General features: G+C 65.4%; 16 protein-coding genes. 10 read left to right on the forward strand and 6 right to left on the reverse strand.

What is annotated here, in order from left to right; all coding sequences use genetic code 11:
• Nucleotides 1-109 precede the first annotated feature (109 nt).
• Nucleotides 110-1,135 carry a GyrI-like domain-containing protein gene (locus HDG34_RS11435; protein ID WP_184060063.1) on the forward strand — a complete coding sequence of 342 codons (1,026 nt, stop codon included), beginning with the start codon at nucleotides 110-112 and terminating at the stop codon, nucleotides 1,133-1,135.
• A 2-nt stretch (nucleotides 1,136-1,137) separates the two neighbouring features.
• A complete protein-coding gene (locus tag HDG34_RS11440; RefSeq protein WP_184060065.1) occupies nucleotides 1,138-2,313 on the forward strand; it encodes a serine aminopeptidase domain-containing protein in 1,176 nt (391 codons plus the stop codon).
• Between the two features lie 37 nt (nucleotides 2,314-2,350).
• Here the strand turns inward: HDG34_RS11440 and HDG34_RS11445 are convergent, their stop codons facing one another.
• Entirely contained in the window at nucleotides 2,351-4,051 is a 1,701-nt protein-coding gene (locus HDG34_RS11445) for an MDR family MFS transporter (RefSeq protein WP_260321124.1), read from the reverse strand.
• On the opposite strand from HDG34_RS11445, the gene HDG34_RS11450 reads away from it, so the two are divergent.
• Both HDG34_RS11450 and HDG34_RS11455 read left to right on the forward strand, forming a co-directional pair.
• Nucleotides 4,050-4,325, forward strand: a complete 276-nt coding sequence (locus tag HDG34_RS11450; protein WP_008923225.1) for a DUF1488 domain-containing protein — start codon at nucleotides 4,050-4,052, stop codon at nucleotides 4,323-4,325. The genes HDG34_RS11445 and HDG34_RS11450 overlap by 2 nt on opposite strands.
• 319 nt (nucleotides 4,326-4,644) lie before the next feature.
• Entirely contained in the window at nucleotides 4,645-5,280 is a 636-nt protein-coding gene (locus HDG34_RS11455; protein ID WP_090809864.1) for a carbonic anhydrase, read from the forward strand.
• A gap of 110 nt (nucleotides 5,281-5,390) precedes the next feature.
• Here the strand turns inward: HDG34_RS11455 and HDG34_RS11460 are convergent, their stop codons facing one another.
• A complete protein-coding gene (locus HDG34_RS11460) occupies nucleotides 5,391-5,600 on the reverse strand; it encodes a hypothetical protein (RefSeq protein ID WP_184060069.1) in 210 nt (69 codons plus the stop codon).
• Between HDG34_RS11460 and HDG34_RS11465 the strand changes: the two genes are divergently transcribed.
• Together HDG34_RS11465 and HDG34_RS11470 are read left to right on the forward strand one after the other, a co-directional pair.
• Nucleotides 5,599-6,498, forward strand: a complete 900-nt coding sequence (locus tag HDG34_RS11465; protein WP_184060071.1) for a DMT family transporter — start codon at nucleotides 5,599-5,601, stop codon at nucleotides 6,496-6,498. The genes HDG34_RS11460 and HDG34_RS11465 overlap by 2 nt on opposite strands.
• A 247-nt stretch (nucleotides 6,499-6,745) precedes the next feature.
• Nucleotides 6,746-7,540, forward strand: coding sequence for a DUF4148 domain-containing protein (locus tag HDG34_RS11470; RefSeq protein ID WP_184060313.1), 795 nt, complete (start codon nucleotides 6,746-6,748; stop codon nucleotides 7,538-7,540).
• A 31-nt stretch (nucleotides 7,541-7,571) separates the two neighbouring features.
• On the opposite strand, the gene surE is transcribed toward HDG34_RS11470, so the two are convergent.
• Entirely contained in the window at nucleotides 7,572-8,351 is a 780-nt protein-coding gene (gene surE, locus HDG34_RS11475; protein WP_184060073.1) for a 5'/3'-nucleotidase SurE, read from the reverse strand.
• A 116-nt stretch (nucleotides 8,352-8,467) separates the two neighbouring features.
• Here surE and HDG34_RS11480 point away from each other — a divergent pair, with 116 nt between their 5' ends.
• The 4 genes from HDG34_RS11480 to HDG34_RS11495 all read left to right on the forward strand — a co-directional run bounded on the left by HDG34_RS11480 (nucleotide 8,468) and on the right by HDG34_RS11495 (nucleotide 12,300).
• Nucleotides 8,468-9,643, forward strand: a complete 1,176-nt coding sequence (locus HDG34_RS11480; protein WP_184060075.1) for an epoxide hydrolase family protein — start codon at nucleotides 8,468-8,470, stop codon at nucleotides 9,641-9,643.
• 163 nt (nucleotides 9,644-9,806) lie between these two features.
• Entirely contained in the window at nucleotides 9,807-10,766 is a 960-nt protein-coding gene (locus HDG34_RS11485; RefSeq protein WP_184060077.1) for an aldo/keto reductase, read from the forward strand.
• Between the two features lie 172 nt (nucleotides 10,767-10,938).
• Nucleotides 10,939-11,883 (forward strand): metallophosphoesterase, encoded by a 945-nt coding sequence (locus tag HDG34_RS11490; protein ID WP_090809872.1) that lies wholly within the window; start codon nucleotides 10,939-10,941, stop codon nucleotides 11,881-11,883.
• A gap of 36 nt (nucleotides 11,884-11,919) precedes the next feature.
• Nucleotides 11,920-12,300 carry a cupredoxin family copper-binding protein gene (locus HDG34_RS11495; RefSeq protein ID WP_184060315.1) on the forward strand — a complete coding sequence of 127 codons (381 nt, stop codon included), beginning with the start codon at nucleotides 11,920-11,922 and terminating at the stop codon, nucleotides 12,298-12,300.
• Nucleotides 12,301-12,378: 78 nt separating this feature from the next.
• On the opposite strand, the gene HDG34_RS11500 is transcribed toward HDG34_RS11495, so the two are convergent.
• The 3 genes from HDG34_RS11500 to HDG34_RS11510 form a co-directional block, all read right to left on the reverse strand.
• Nucleotides 12,379-12,684 (reverse strand): hypothetical protein, encoded by a 306-nt coding sequence (locus HDG34_RS11500; RefSeq protein ID WP_090809877.1) that lies wholly within the window; start codon nucleotides 12,682-12,684, stop codon nucleotides 12,379-12,381.
• 1 nt (nucleotide 12,685) lies between these two features.
• The gene (locus HDG34_RS11505) at nucleotides 12,686-13,432 is read right to left on the reverse strand and encodes a hypothetical protein (RefSeq protein WP_184060079.1); all 747 of its coding nucleotides are present in this window, start codon (nucleotides 13,430-13,432) and stop codon (nucleotides 12,686-12,688) included.
• A gap of 254 nt (nucleotides 13,433-13,686) precedes the next feature.
• On the reverse strand, nucleotides 13,687-14,754 hold the full coding sequence (locus HDG34_RS11510) for an FUSC family protein (protein WP_184060081.1): 1,068 nt from the start codon (nucleotides 14,752-14,754) through the stop codon (nucleotides 13,687-13,689).
• Nucleotides 14,755-14,951 lie beyond the last annotated feature (197 nt).

Here is a 14,951-nt window from a genome sequence, read left to right on the forward strand (position 1 = left end):
CAGCGCGCGAGCCTGGCCGCCCGTCGGCTGGCAAAACGCGAAGCGCGAAAACGCGAAAATCCGCAAGTTCTGCACCGCCTCGCGGCGCGCAGACCGCTATCGTGGCGCCATGATGAAGCCCAGCACCGAACGTGATTACCGTCGACGGATCGCTCGCGTGGTCGAGGCCATTCTGGTCGAGCCCGGCGCGCGACACACGCTCGACAGCCTCGCGGCCGTCGCGCATATGTCGCCGTATCACTTCCATCGGATTTATCGCGCGTTGATGGGCGAGAGCGTCGGCGACACCGTCAAGCGTCTGCGGCTCGCCGAGGCGGCCCAGCGGTTGACCGACGCCGCGCAGGTCACCGCGGTCGCGCACGACGCCGGCTACGACAGTCCCCAAGCGTTCGCGCGCGCGTTTCGCGATTTCACCGGTGTGTCGCCGAGCGAATTCAGGACCCGGCAGCGGCATCTGGTGGCGAATCCGGCGGTTTCGACAACTTCGGCGCGGACGCTGCGAACGGCGCAAGCGCGCATCGCGCAGCGAGGCGATGGCGATGGCGACGGCGCCCGCATTCACGATGGCGTCGACGGTAACCGTGACGAAAGCACCGAAAGCCAAAGCCCGCCCGCGCTGCCGTCCGTCGAAGTCACCGAGCTCGCGCCGCTCGACGTGCTATGCCTTCGCCATGACGGCCCGATCGCAACGATCGGCCAGACCTTCCACACGCTGATGACGACGCTGCGCTGCGACGAGAACCCGCTGTTGCAACAGCGGGTCGGCATTTGCGCGCGCGATCCGTCGATGGCTGGCGGGTTTTGCTATCACGCGGCAATTGTCGCGGGCTCGCAGGCGGCGTTGAGCAGTGCGATGGAGCGGCTCGACGAAGCCGCGCAACGCCCGCGTGTTGCCGGGCCGCCGCCGGGCATCGAGCCGCTGCGGCTCGAAGGCGGGCTGTATGCGGTGCACCGCCTCGTCGGCCCTTATGCGCTGATCTCGCCCACTTTCAGGGCGCTGTACAGCGGCTGGCTGCCGCGCAGCGGCTACCGGCGCGATCAGCGGCCGGGGCTGGAACTGTATCGAAGCACGCCCGATCGCAGCGCGCAACATCCCTGCGTCACCGATCTGCTGATCCCCATTTGCGAGAACTAACCATGATGCGTCGAGGTTGTGCCGCGCTGTCGAGCGCGGTGGTGGTGTCGTTGACCGCGGCGTTGTCAGGGGTGCTGTCTGGCGCGATGTGGGCTTCGTTGCCGGCGAACGCCATCGCGCAAACCGCCTCCGCCGGCTGGCATGTCGGCGAAACGAGCCGCGTATTTCACCCCGCCGTGGCCCGCAACTGGCGCGGCGCGCAAACGCAGGCGCTGATCACGCGCATCTGGTACCCGACCGATGCGGCGCAACCCGAGACGCCTCACGATATCGGCGCGCCGGGCCATCCGATGTTCGTCGGCCACGCGGCCGCCGACGATGCCCCGCTGTCCGCCGCGCAGCCCAAATACCCGTTGCTGCTGCTATCGCACGGCACCGGCGGCAGCGCGGAAAGTCTCGACTGGCTCGCGGCCTCGCTGGCCGCGCAGGGTTATATCGTCGCGGGCGTCAATCATCCGGGTAACAACGCGCTGGAGCCGCGCACGCGCGACGGCTTCATCCTCTGGTGGGAGCGCGCGACCGATTTGAGCGAAGTGCTCGACGGGGTGCTCGCGGACCCGCGTTTCGGTCCGCGCGTCGACACGACGCGGATCGGCGCGCTGGGCTTTTCGCTCGGCGGCTATACGGTGCTCGAAGTCGCGGGCGCACGGACCGATCGGGCGGCGCTGGAGCGCTTCTGCACGTCGCCCGAAGCCGATGCGATCTGCTCGCCGCCCGAAGCCGCCAATCTCGCGCACGCGCCGGGCACGCCGGCGCTAACGGTCGAGGGGCTATCGGCGGAAACGAACGCATCGCGGGCGCGCTCGGGCGACTCGTATCGCGATCCGCGCGTCAAAGCCGCGTTCGCGATCGCGCCCGCGCTCGGCGAGGCATTCAACAGTTCGTCGTTCAAGGAAGTGACGATTCCGGTCGCGCTGCTGGCGGGCGAGGCGGACACGACCGCGCCAGTCAACACCAACATTCACCGCATCGCGGGCTTCATGCCGCAAGCGACGGTGACGATGGTGCCGGGCGCCTCGCACTATACGTTCATGGATGTGTGCGAGCCCGAGGCGATGGAGCGTCTGGCGCCGATCTGCAAGGACGGGCCGGGTGTCGATCGCGCCGCGATTCATGCGCGAACCGCGGCCCAGGTGCGTGATTTCTTCGCGGCGACGCTGCCGGCGGGCGGCCCGTAGCGCTCGCGAACGCACGTGGTTCGCGACGCCGCGCGACTCAGTCCTCGAGCGGCGACAAGGCCTTGAGTGGTGCCGGCTTGTCGTCGCCGAATCGGATCGTTGGCACCAGCGCGAGCAGCGCGACCACGAATAGCGCGATCACGAACATCGACACGAAGGTCAGATGCAGCGACTGGTGCAGCACGAGCCGGACCAGATCGCTGTCGCCGAGATCGGCGGCGCGGTTCTGCAGCAGCGCCTTCAGCTGATCCGACGTGACCGTCGCGACGCCCTGCGAATGACTGAGCCCGAAGTTCAGCACCGCGCCGAACAGCGTCGCGCCGAGCGTGCTGCCGAGATTGCGCGAAAACAGGTTCGACGCGGTCGCGCTGCCGCGTTCGTCCATCCTGACGATCTCCTGGATCAGCACGAGCGAACTGACGCTCGACGTCCCCATGCCAAAGCCCATGATCAGCGACGCGAACCCGGCGACGAGCGGCGACGCGCCGGGCGACAGCAACAGCAGCAGCACCGCGCCGAGCGGCACGAACGCGCTGCCGCAGATCAGGATGCGCCGCAAACCGAGCCGGTGAAACGACTTCGCCGCGAACGTCGCGCCGGTGGGCCAGCCGACCATCATCATCGTCAGCGCGAGGCCGGCCACCACGGGCGAACGATGCAGCACGCCCTGCACGTACATCGGCAGGAACGTGGTCGCGCCCATCAGGATCATGCCGGCCAGCACCGTCGCGCTGTTGCATGCGGCGATCGGGCGGCGGCTCCATAGCGCGAACGAGATCATCGGTTCGGCCGCGCGACGCTCCTGCAGCACGAACAGCAGCACGCACAGCACGAAGACGCCGCCTGCGAACGAGGCTCGCGCCAACGCGTCGTCGCCGGCGTAGGTCAGCGCCATCATCAGCGCTGCGATCGCGGCCATGAACAGCGCGGCGCCGGCGAAGTCGATGGACGGCCGCGCGTGCCGTTCCGATTCGCGCAGGAACGCGATGAAGCCCGCCGCCGACGCGAGCCCGATCGGCACGTTCATCCAGAAGATCCACGCCCACGACAGGTTGTGAATGATGAAGCCGCCGACCATCGGACCCACGACCGCCGAAATCGCCCACACGCTCGCGAGATAACCCTGCACCTTGCCGCGTTCGCGCGCCGGGTACAGATCGGCGACGACGGTCAGCGTGACCGGCTGGATTGCGCCCGCGCCGATCCCCTGGATCAGGCGGAACACGATCATCGCCGGCATCGACCACGCGAAGCCGGCGAGCACCGAGCCGACGAGAAAGATCGCGATGCCCGCGAGGATCACGGGCTTGCGCCCATAGAGGTCGGCGAGCTTGCCGAACACCACGGTCATAGCGGTCTGCGTGAGCAGGAACGACGAGAACACCCAACTGTATAAATGCAGGTCGCCGAGTTGCGAGACGATCTGCGGCATCGCGGTCGACACGATGGTCGCTTCGATCGCGACCATCGCCATCGAGGCCATCACGGCGGCGATCACGAGCGGGCGTGAAGATTGAGTATTGCGGGACATGAAGGGCGTAGTATCGATATGTTGAATGCGTCGACGGCCCGGAGGAGGCCTTGCTGCGACGCATCGGCGCGGCCGCGCGTGGCGGCCGGTCAGGAGTATGCACCTTGCGGAGAATGCGCGCTCGCGCCCGGGCAGCCGGCGAGCCGGCCGGATTGGGCACGACCGTTGCGTATTCGGATTTCCCTTTGACACACGGAGGACAATCATGAGGATCGAATTCACCGGACGCCGGGAAGTGGTGGCTGCTGCGCGCGTCGCCTACGAGGCCAATGTGGACGGGAAGGACGTATGGTGCAGCGTGTCGCTCGACGCGCTCAATGACCATTTCGGCAATGGCAGCCTCGGCAACGGCGCCCCGTCTGCTCACGATCTGGTGGGAGCGTTCGAGGCGAACCGCGCCCGCATTGAAAATGCTACGCGGCGGGTGCTCGAACGCAACGGGGGACGGTCCGTGGAGCTCGAGACGCGCGACTTCGATTGAGCGACCCGCTTGCTTGTATCGGGTCAAGCGATTCGTGCCGCGGTGGAAAGGACTCTTCCATCGCGGCGACTATATCCGCGACGTCGGCGCGGCTACAGTATCGACGCACACACCGCTTAACGCGTGTGAGCGAGAGAGTTGGACCCGGCTGCCGGCAGCCGGGTCTTTTTTTATGGCGCGTGCAAGCATTCCATTATTTCGCTGGCAGTTCACCGCAGGAGCGTCCGACGATTAGCACGGTGATTCGCGCGACGATTGAAAGGCTGCGGTATAGTCGCGGCAACTTTAAATCCGTCTCTTCGATTCTCTGGAGAATATCGTGCAGGAAATCATCGAAGGTCTGATCCGCTTTCAACGCGAGGTCTTTCCACAGCAAAGCGCACTCTTCAAGCGTTTGTCGACCGCGCAGAATCCCAGCACGCTCTTCGTGACCTGTTCGGACAGCCGCGTGGTGCCGGAACTGCTGACGCAGACCGAACCGGGGTCGCTGTTCGTGATCCGCAACGCGGGCAACATCGTGCCGTCGTACGGTCCGGAGCCGGGCGGCGTGTCGGCGACCGTCGAATATGCGATTGCCGTGCTCGGCGTGACCGACATCGTGATCTGCGGCCATTCGAACTGCGGCGCGATGACGGCGATCTCGAGCTGCACGAATCTGGAGCACATGCCGGCGGTCGCGAGTTGGCTGCGTCACGCGGATGCGGCGAAGGCGATCAACGCGTCGCGCCACTACTGCTCGGATGCGGAGCGTCTCGAGGCGCTGGTCAAGGACAACGTGATCGCGCAGCTCAGCAACATCCGCACGCATCCGTCGGTGGCGGTCGGACTCGTGAACAAGACGCTGCGGCTGCACGGCTGGATCTTCAATATCGAAAGCGGTGAAATGCTTGCGCTCGATGGCAAGACCGGTAACTTCTTGCCGCTTGCGGATAATCGGGAAATTTGTGCGAGTTGAAGTGGCATTAAAACGGGTTTTTAGTTTGCGGGATTAACACTCGGCTTGCTAAAAGCCGGCGCGGCGGCGCGGTTTCAACCCCACCGCGCCGCCCGCCACAACCATCCCTATCAGCTCGACGACACCAGCGAATCCGACGGCACGATCTTCAACACACCAGGGCTCTTCGCAGCCGGGTTCGACCACAGCAGATGCATGCTCGCCGCGCCCGTGCCGTGCAAGTACTCGACCTTGATCGACGCCCTGATTTGCCCAAGTGGGCGCGAGGGAGCGCGGGCATAATCCTGTTTTCCATCACCCACGCCCACCGAACCGTCCATGCCGCCCGTCGTCGCCGTCCGCCCGAGCGCCGTACCGTTGCGCAGCGTCGCGCTGATCCTCGTGTCGATGTTCTGCTTCGCGCTCGTCGACGCCCTCGCGAAATCGCTTGCGCTCGCCTATCCGGCCAACGAGGTCACGTTCTTCCGCATGCTGTTCGGTCTGTTCCCGGCCCTCGCGATGTGCCTGCGCGGCAAGCCGCTCGCCACGCGCTTGCGGCAACTGGACGTGCGCGGGCAGACCCTGCGCGCGCTGACGCTGCTCGGCGCATCGGGTCTGTTCTTTGCGGGGCTGCCGTATATGCCGCTCAGCGAGGCGGTCGCGATCGTCTATTCGGAGACCTTGCTCGTGATCGTGCTGGCACCGCTGCTGTTGCACGAAACGCTCAAGCCGCGCGACGCGCTGGCCGCGGCGGTCGGTTTCGCCGGCATGCTGCTCGTGGTGCGCCCTGACGGCTCGCATGCGAACTGGCTCGGGCCTGCGCTGCTGATCGCGAGTGCGTTGTGCGGCGCGCTGTCGATCATCCAGATCAAGCGCATCAAAGCCAGCGACGATTCGGGCACGACCGTGCTGTACTTCACGCTGGTCGGCACGGCCGTCATGGGCGCGTCGCTGGTCTTCGCATGGCGCACACCGTCGTTCGATGCGCTCGCGATCATGGCGCTGCTCGGCGCGCTTGCGACGGCGGGCCAGTTGCTGATGACGATGGCATTCCGCGATGCCGATGCCGGCGCGCTCGCGCCGTACAACTACACGAGCATCGTGTGGGCCGCGCTGTTCGGCTACCTGGTGTGGGGCGAGACGATCGGCGCAATATCGATGCTCGGTATCGCGTTGATCGTCGGCAGTTCGATCGCCGTCGCGATGCGCCGCAAGCCCGAGGAAGGGCCGCTCGTCTGAGCTGCGCTTGCGTCGCTGAAAACAGGGTCGAAGGCGGCGCCGGAAGAACCGCTTGGGACTCCGATCAAGGCGCGCGTTTGAACGGAAGAATACCCGTCGGTTTCGGACACATCCCCGACCAGATCCGCCGATTCGTCTGTTGTTGGGTCTAAAAAGGAAAACACTGTCATTCGGATCGCCCACACTTTGACTAACGGGGCGGTCGATCGGTTGGAATGGGGAGCGTGCCTTGTATAGCGAACCGAGAATGATCGTGTTGATGGGCCTCGTCTTCGGCGCGGTGACGATTGGGGCCTATGTGTCGCAGCTGGACAACGACTGGTCGTCCGGTCGGGACGTGAGTCTCGTCGCCGACGGCGGACGGGGTGTCAGCGCGACGGCGGCGGCGGCGGGGCAGAGCGAAGGCCGGCCCGGCGCGGCGACGGTCGCGCCGGCAACGCGCCGCCATGCGCTGCGCGACGACGTGGCCGCCTTGCGGGCTCAGCCGGCCGCGTCGATTGGAGCGCAGGCGGGCGATGCTCTGGCCATCGCGGCGCTACAGTTCGCGCGGGAGTCGAACAAGGCGCAGCAGCAGCCGCACCCGCAGCCGCAGCCGCAGCAGACGAGTTTGCCGCCGCAGCCTGCGGTGACTTCGAACTGGACCCAGGCGCCACCCACGGCAAAGACCGGGCACGCACACCATAGCCGCGTTGCGTCGGGTACCACGACGAAACCGCACTCAGCGCAAAGTGTGGCGACGACATCGGGTAGTCATGCGCGGGGCGGCAGCCACCGGAAAAGTTCTACTGCTGAGCGGTCTGGGAAGAAAGCGGCCAGCGTCGTGCCAGAGGCGCGGCCGTTGCCGCAATATGCAACGCAAGGCGTCGAGTCGCCATGGTCGATGCCGCGCGCGGGGCTGACCAGCCAGTCCGCAACTCAGGCGGTCGCCAGCAACGGCCCCAAAACCCGCGCCGAAGTAGAGGCCGAACTCGTGCGCGCGCGTGAGAACGGCACGATGCCCGCGTTCGGCAGACCCGAGCCATCGGGACCTGGGGCGCACTGAAGCGGACCTTGCGCCGCGTCCCCGACAACCGTTAGATCAACGACGCGGCGAGCCGCGCGAAGGTGGCTTCGTCGGTGCGATCGAACGCAAGCGGCGTGACCGATACGCACCCCGCCGCGACGGTTGCCGTTTCGCTGTCGGCATCGTTCTCGCGCGGGCCACGATCGAAGCGCAGCCAGTGATACGCAATGCCGCGCGGGTCGACTTCCGGCAGCACCTCGATGTCCCTGACGAGCCCGACGCCCTGGCGCGTCGGCGTCAGCGGACCTGCGTCGGCGGCATCGACGTCGGGGAAGTTGATGTTCAGGCAGGTCGGCGCCGCATGCTCGATCGCGAGCAATTGACGGATCACGCCGGGTGCGAGCGTGCGCGCGGTGTCCCAGCGCACGCGCTCGCGATCGCTGAACGCCTGGCTCAGCGCGAACGACGGCAGCCCGAGCAGCAGACCCGTCATCGCCGCGCCGACCGTGCCCGAGAACATCGTTTCGATGCCGAGGTTGCCGCCGCGATTGACGCCGGACAGCACCAGCGACGGCGGCGCCTCGCGCATCAGATGACGCACGCCCATCACGACGCAATCGCCGGGCGTGCCGGTCACGCCGAAACGGCGTTCGCCCTGGCGGCTCACGCGCAGCGGCGAATGCAGGCTGATGGAATGCGACGTACCGCTCTGGTCGTGCTCGGGCGCGACCACCCAGACTTCGTGCGCGAGCTCGGCGGCCACGGCTTCGAGCACGGCGAGGCCGGGCGCGTCGATACCGTCGTCGTTCGTCAGCAGCACTCGCGGCAGCTTGGATTCGTAAGCGGACATCGCGTCAATCTCCTGTGGCTCGGTGAATGAATCGTAGGGAAGGGACGCCCATTATCGAGCTTTCGTCGGACGCGCGTACGATGACGGTGAGCCGCCAACGACCCAGGACGACCCCCATGCAGATCGACCCGTTTGAGATTGCGATCGCCGATCAGGATATCGACGATTTGCGCCGCCGCATCAACGCCACCCGCTGGGCGCCCACGACGCCCGCGCCCGCCTGGCAGCAGGGCGCCGACCCGGCCTGGCTGCGCGAACTCGCGACCTATTGGGCCGGGCAATTCGACTGGCGCGCGGCCGAACGCAGGTTGAACCAGCTGCCGCAATTTCTCGCCGACGTGAACGGCCAGACCGTGCACTTCGCGCATCGGCGCGCCGCCAGTGTCGCGCCCGGCTTTCAGGCTTATCCGCTGGTGATCACGCACGGCTGGCCCGGTTCCTTCTTCGAGTTTCACGCGCTGCTCGATCAGTTGTGCGATCCGGTCGCGTTCGGCGCCGATCCCGCCGACGCCTTCGACGTCGTCGCGCCGTCGCTGCCGGGCTTCGCGTTTTCGCCTGCGCCCGCGCAGGCCGGCATGTCCGCGTTCCAGGTCGCGGACCTGTGGGTGTTACTGATGCGCGGGCTCGGCTACGAGCGCTTCGGCGCGCAGGGCGGCGATCTTGGCGCGGGCGTGTCGATCGCGTTGGCCGCGCATCATCCGCGGGTGGTCGACGGCATCCATCTGAACTTCCTGCCGAGTTCCTATGAGCCCGCGATCGGCGCGGCGCAGCGGGAGCTGACGCCGGCCGAGCAGGACTATCTGCGCGAGAAGAACGACTGGGCCGCACTCGAAGGCGGCTACGCGCATCAGCACGGCACCAAACCCCTGACGGTCGCCGCGTCGCTGAACGATTCGCCGGTGGGACTCGCCGCATGGATCGGCGAGAAGTTTCGCGCGTGGAGCGATTGCGGCGGCGAGGTGGAAAGCGTGTTCTCGAAAGACGATCTGCTGACCAATATCTCGCTGTACTGGTTCACGCAGTGCATCGGCCCGGCGATGCAGATGTATTGGGAAAACCGCCTGCAGCCGATGCGTTTCTCCGACGGCGAGCGCATCGACACACCAGTCGGCTTCGCGCTGTTTCCGAAGGAGATCAATCATCCGCCGCGCAGCTGGCTCGAACGAACCTTCAACGTCGCACAGTGGAGCGAAATGCCAGCCGGCGGGCACTTCGCGGCGATGGAAAAGCCCGCGTTGCTCGCGGCCGAGATTCGAAAGTTCTTCAGGCCGTTGCGGCAGAAAGCGCGCTAGGCGCGCAGCGCGACGCGCCACGCTGCTTCTGTTTCACCTCACACGACCGCGCCGCTCGCGTCGAGCGTCTCGCGGCGATCGCAGGCTGCACGCATTCATCGACGACAGCCAGGCCAGCGTGGACGGTGGTCGAACTTTCATGCACGAGGGCACCATACACGCTATGGCACATTCGTCGAACCACGATCACCGCCGCCGCTTTCTGCGCACGGCGCTCGGGCTGCCGGCAGCGCTTGCGCTGTCGCGCGTCACGTCCGCGCAAACCGAGGCGCACGCGCAATCCGGTGCCGCCTTACCCCGCATGAGCCACCGCGCGATCCCGTCCACCGGCGAAGCGCTGCCGGTGATCGGCTGCGGCACGTGGCGCACCTTCGACGTCGGCGACGATGCCGCCGCCCGCGCCCAACTCGCCGAGGTGCTGCGCATCCTGTTCGAAGCGGGCGGCTCGGTGATCGATTCTTCGCCGATGTACGGTTCGTCGGAAGCGGTCGCGGGCGCGCTGCTCACGCAGCTCGACGCGCATCGCAAGGCGTTCGTCGCCACCAAGGTCTGGACCGAGGGACGCGAGGCCGGCATCGCACAGATGGAGGAATCGCTGCGGCGTTTTCAGCAGCCGCATGTCGATCTGATGCAGATCCACAATCTGCTCGACTGGCGCACGCAGCTCGCGACCTTGCGCGACTGGAAAGCGCGCGGCCGGATTCGCTATCTCGGCATCACGCATTACACATCGAGCGCGTTCGACGAAGTCGCGGCGGTGATGCGCAGCGAGAAGCCCGACTTCGTGCAGATCAACTATGCCGCCGACGATCGCGCGGCCGAGCAGCGCATCCTGCCGCTCGCGGCCGATCTCGGCATCGGCGTCGTGATCAATCAACCGTTCGGCGGCGGCGGTTTGCTCGCGCGCGTGATGAAAACGCCGTTGCCCGCATGGGCCGGCGAAATCGGCTGCACGAGCTGGGCGCAGATTCTGTTGAAATTCGTGCTCGCGCAGCCGGCGGTGACGGTCGTGATTCCGGGCACCGGGCGGCCGCAATACATGGCGGACAACGTGCGCGCCGGATCGGGACCGCTACCCGACGACGCGATGCGCGCGCGGATCATCGCGGCGGTCGGCGGCTGACTTGACGCGCAATCCAGTGCGCAATCCGCCACGGCGATTACTTGCCGCTTGCTATTCGCATACAGGTGCCGCCTCCCACAAACGCCGCACGACACGGGAATAAAACCCGCCACACGCCAGTCATGCCTCACGAACCGGGTTCGGTTCGGCGAATCCTTATCGTGAGGTCACCATGTCGTCACATCATTCATTCGATCCGGCGCGTCGCGGCGCGCTGAAGTGTCTTGCGTTCGGCGGCCTCGGCACCGTGTTCATGCTGTCGGGCGGCGTGCTGACGCCGGTCGAACTCGCGCTCGCGGCCGACGCGAACACCGCGACGCCAGCGGCTGGCACGCCGCTTTTCCTGCAGATCAGCGACACGCATATCGGCTTCAACAAGGAGGCGAATCCCGACGTCGCGGGCACGCTGAAACAGACGATCGATTACGTCAACGCGATGCCGGCGCGTCCACCGCTCGCGATTCACACCGGCGACATCACGCATCTGTCGAAGCCCGCGGAATTCGATCTGGCCGCGCAGCTGATGTCGGGACTGAAGATCACCGAGCTGCACACGGTCCCCGGCGAGCATGACGTCACCGACGGCCCCGGCACGGAGTACTTCAGCCGCTTCGGCAAGGCTTCGGATAACCGCGGCTATTACAGCTTCGATCACCAGGGCGTGCATTTCGTCGGGCTCGTCAACGTGATGCATTTCAAGCCGAACGGCCTCGGCGGTCTCGGCGACGAGCAGCTCGAATGGCTCGAAAACGATCTGAAAGGCCGCTCGTCGAGCACCCCGGTCGTGGTGTTCGCGCATATGCCGATGTGGACCATCTACGAGCCGTGGGGCTGGGGCACGGGCGACGCGGGACAGGCGATGAGCTATCTGAAGCGCTTCGGTTCCGTGACGGTGTTGAACGGCCACATTCATCAGATCGTGACGAAGGTCGAGGGCAACGTGACGTTCCATACCGCGCGCTCGACCGCCTATCCGCAGCCGACCGCCGGCCAGGGCGATGGCCCTGGGCCGCTGAAGGTCGCGAGCGACCAGCTGCCGAAGATGCTCGGCGTGACGAGCGTCAGCATCGCGCGTCATCCGCTGAAGGCGACGCTCGACGACACGACGCTCGCCTGACGACACGCGCTACTTTTACGCTCGAGGAGATCAATGATGCTAACCAATATGATGGGCCGCGCGCTCGCGATTCTGCTCGGCAGTGTCGCGATTCTGGCGGTGTCGGCGGGGCTCGGTTTTGCGCAAACGACGATGCCGATGCAGGTGCAGAAACAGACCGTCGCGTCGACGCCTAACGCGATCGTCATCAAGAACTTCATGTTCTCGCCGATGGAACTGACCATCAAGGCGGGCACGACGGTCACATGGAAGAATCTCGACGGCGAGCCGCACTCCGTGGTCAACGACGCGGGCCTGTTCCGCTCGGCCGCGCTCGATCAGGACGACACCTATCAGTTCAAGTTCGATAAACTGGGCGTGTACAAGATCTTTTGCGGCATCCATCCGTACATGAAGGCGACCATTACCGTGCAATGATCCAATTGCCGCCAAGCCCTTGCTCAGCAAGGGCAGTTCGGATTTTGCTCCGAACTCAACCCTGGATCGTGAGCACTGTTATTCCGTAGGCGGCTTGGCCTGCCCCCAGTCGACGGGGTGGTGCAGCGAAATCTGCAGACGATCGCGCAATTCGGGATGGACAGACGCCTGGTTGAGAACAGCCATGCCTCCGATTTGACGCAAGGTTTCGTCCGTGATCGGCGCGCGGCAATCGTCCGAACCCAGAGGCACAGTCATTGCCATTCCGCGCGCTATCTGCCGATCTATTGCCCCCTCGACTTCCTCGCGCGACACGGTACATACCTGGATTTCACAGGCATCCTCGTTATAAAAAATCACGGTGGCACGCTGGCGCTTTGTCATCTCAGAAACCTCTGCAGCTCTGGTAATTTTGAAATGCCGTCTGTTTGCACATGGCATAAGCACGGGGGTCTTGGGTCATCGCTCGTACGAAGTTGCATTGCTCCAAATCAAATTCGTACTCGGCAAAACAATTTGCCTCATGCACTTCACTGACGCCACGCGCGGCCAGTTCCTGCGCATCGCCGAACTGCGGATCTTCAGTGTACTCAAACGGCCGCTCATTGCCGAGTGGCGTTGATACTGGCGTAGCGATGGTTCCGTCCGGCAGCACGTCGCCGGGGCGGGCATACCAGATCGCCAGGCCATCTTCGGCTGGCAGCCGCGGCAATTTGGGGCGCTCGAACGAGCGCGCGGCACGCACTACGGGCAGTGCGCCTCGCACGAGCTGTGACGGCGTGATGGTTGGGTAGTACGGCCGGATCTGCTGCTGGATGGGTGCGCTCCCTCCGCGCGAGGTGCGGAGCGAGGGCGCGACCGCAATCACATCGCCGCGCTCGACGGCGGTCTGTAGCGTGCGGGCGATCTGCTCCGGAGCAGCGCCGCTCGCATATGCGCGGCCCGGCGAATTGCGCATGAACTCGGCGAGCTGCGCTAGCTGGCGCGTGTTGTGTGTAAGCTCCCATGAACTTGCCGAGATAATGAGACGGCGCCCGGTACCCACCTCGTCGCTAAAGACGTTGCCGCGATATTCCTGCCGAGTATGGAGCGTGCAGCTCCGGTGGTTTCCGACTTTGAAATCGATCGCCATCTGTCTTCCATGTACATGTCAGATCCGCCAGCGAACCTATCATGGCGTCGAATTGCGTACCGCAAAAAGAATGAGTCCCTGAGGCCGCCGCGAATGCGATAGCAAGCCTTGGCCGGTACGGGAAGGCACCGCTCGACGAATTCCTGCACCCTGGAACATCGTGGAAAACTGTCAACACAGGTAGTGCGCGACTGGAAGTTGTCCATCGTGCATCGTGTTGCGGTCCTGGTAGTTCTGACTGTGCGGAACGCCGCTCACGCGGTATGCAGCTCGCTCAACCGGCACAGCAGAATCCCATAGCCGGTCAGATGCCCGAGGTACACGCTCGTGAACACGTTCGACGCGGGCAGGTCCTCGGTCAGTTGACGCAGGTCCTCCATATGCAGCGGCGGCGCGTCGAGCGGCGGGCGCTCGACGCGCAGGTCCGCCGCCTCGGCCAGTTGCCGGTGCGCGTTGACGAGCCGCGCGAGCCGCGCGAGAAACATTTCGCGCCACGCGGCGTCGAGCGCGGCGAACTGATCGTGAAACGTGTCCATCGTTTCAAGAAAATTGACCAGCGAATCGAAGGTCTCCTGATAGCTCGCGAACACCGGCAGCCGTGCCGCGTTGCGCTTCAGATGTGGCGACACCCACGCCTGCTCGAGGTCGGTCTTCAGCAACAGGTGCGCCTGCTTCAGGTTCGTGCTCAGCATGCGCAGCTTCGAGGCCGCCGGCTTGATCTGCGCTTTGTCGAGTTGTCCCGCGGCCAGTTGCGCGACGACATCGGTGGCCTGTTCGTTGCCGTCGTTGACGAGCGTGTTCGCCCAGTAGCCGTGATCGGGCGGAAACGCGATCTGCTGGATGACGAAGCCGAGCAACATGCCGAGTACCACGCCAATCAGGCGCTGTTCGAGCAGCGGAAGATGTTCGCCGGTATAGAGCACGAGCGTGATCGGCACCGTGATGCTGGTCATCTGGAACAGCGACGGCCGCAGCGCGACGATGCTGAAGATCACGACCGGCAGCAGCGCCGCGCCCATCCACAGGTGCGGCGCGGTTAGCCAGATCAGCAGCGTGCCGATCGGCATCGCCACTACGTTCGAAAACACCCGCTTGTAGAAGTAGCTTCGAGCCGCCGAAATCGAGCTACCGAGCGCCAGCGTCAGCATCGTCGAACCGGCTAGCGGCACGGCCGCGTCGGGAAAGCCGAGCAGGTATGGGATGCCGAAACCGATCCACAGGCCGAGCGTCAGCTTCGTGTACTTGGCGGTTTCCGACAGAGAAAAGCGCGCGAGCGCGCGGCGCAACGGCGTGAGTGGCTGGTGCAGATACCTGTTCGACATGATTTTTATGCTGACCGATGACGTTGGGCCGGGCACCGTTGGGCCCGGCACGGCGCGGCGTTCGCGACATGCGCGCACGTGACCTTACCATCCGGCGCGGACGGCTTCGGGAATTCGCACGGCAGTAGGTTCGCGGAATGCTACTCGAGGCGCGCGGCGCGCGCAGTCCAACGCGGGTTTCAAGCGGCGGTTTCGGC

The sequence above is a fragment of the Paraburkholderia sp. HC6.4b genome, from assembly GCF_014200875.1.
In the GTDB taxonomy this organism is placed as follows: Bacteria; Pseudomonadota; Gammaproteobacteria; order Burkholderiales; family Burkholderiaceae; genus Paraburkholderia; species Paraburkholderia tuberum.

Bases quoted from the DNA above. Each gene is read 5' to 3' on its own strand.
- HDG34_RS11470 (WP_184060313.1), top strand. From the start codon at position 6,746: ATGATCGTGTTGATGGGCCTCGTCTTCGGCGCGGTGACGATTGGGGCC.
- HDG34_RS11450 (WP_008923225.1), top strand. From the start codon at position 4,050: ATGAGGATCGAATTCACCGGACGCCGGGAAGTGGTGGCTGCTGCGCGC.
- HDG34_RS11510 (WP_184060081.1), bottom strand. From the start codon at position 14,754: ATGTCGAACAGGTATCTGCACCAGCCACTCACGCCGTTGCGCCGCGCG.
- HDG34_RS11460 (WP_184060069.1), bottom strand. From the start codon at position 5,600: ATGGACGGTTCGGTGGGCGTGGGTGATGGAAAACAGGATTATGCCCGC.
- HDG34_RS11505 (WP_184060079.1), bottom strand. From the start codon at position 13,432: ATGGCGATCGATTTCAAAGTCGGAAACCACCGGAGCTGCACGCTCCAT.
- HDG34_RS11440 (WP_184060065.1), top strand. From the start codon at position 1,138: ATGATGCGTCGAGGTTGTGCCGCGCTGTCGAGCGCGGTGGTGGTGTCG.
- HDG34_RS11435 (WP_184060063.1), top strand. From the start codon at position 110: ATGATGAAGCCCAGCACCGAACGTGATTACCGTCGACGGATCGCTCGC.
- surE (WP_184060073.1), bottom strand. From the start codon at position 8,351: ATGTCCGCTTACGAATCCAAGCTGCCGCGAGTGCTGCTGACGAACGAC.
- HDG34_RS11445 (WP_260321124.1), bottom strand. From the start codon at position 4,051: ATGATTGTCCTCCGTGTGTCAAAGGGAAATCCGAATACGCAACGGTCG.
- HDG34_RS11495 (WP_184060315.1), top strand. From the start codon at position 11,920: ATGCTAACCAATATGATGGGCCGCGCGCTCGCGATTCTGCTCGGCAGT.
- HDG34_RS11500 (WP_090809877.1), bottom strand. From the start codon at position 12,684: ATGACAAAGCGCCAGCGTGCCACCGTGATTTTTTATAACGAGGATGCC.
- HDG34_RS11480 (WP_184060075.1), top strand. From the start codon at position 8,468: ATGCAGATCGACCCGTTTGAGATTGCGATCGCCGATCAGGATATCGAC.
- HDG34_RS11465 (WP_184060071.1), top strand. From the start codon at position 5,599: ATGCCGCCCGTCGTCGCCGTCCGCCCGAGCGCCGTACCGTTGCGCAGC.
- HDG34_RS11485 (WP_184060077.1), top strand. From the start codon at position 9,807: ATGGCACATTCGTCGAACCACGATCACCGCCGCCGCTTTCTGCGCACG.
- HDG34_RS11490 (WP_090809872.1), top strand. From the start codon at position 10,939: ATGTCGTCACATCATTCATTCGATCCGGCGCGTCGCGGCGCGCTGAAG.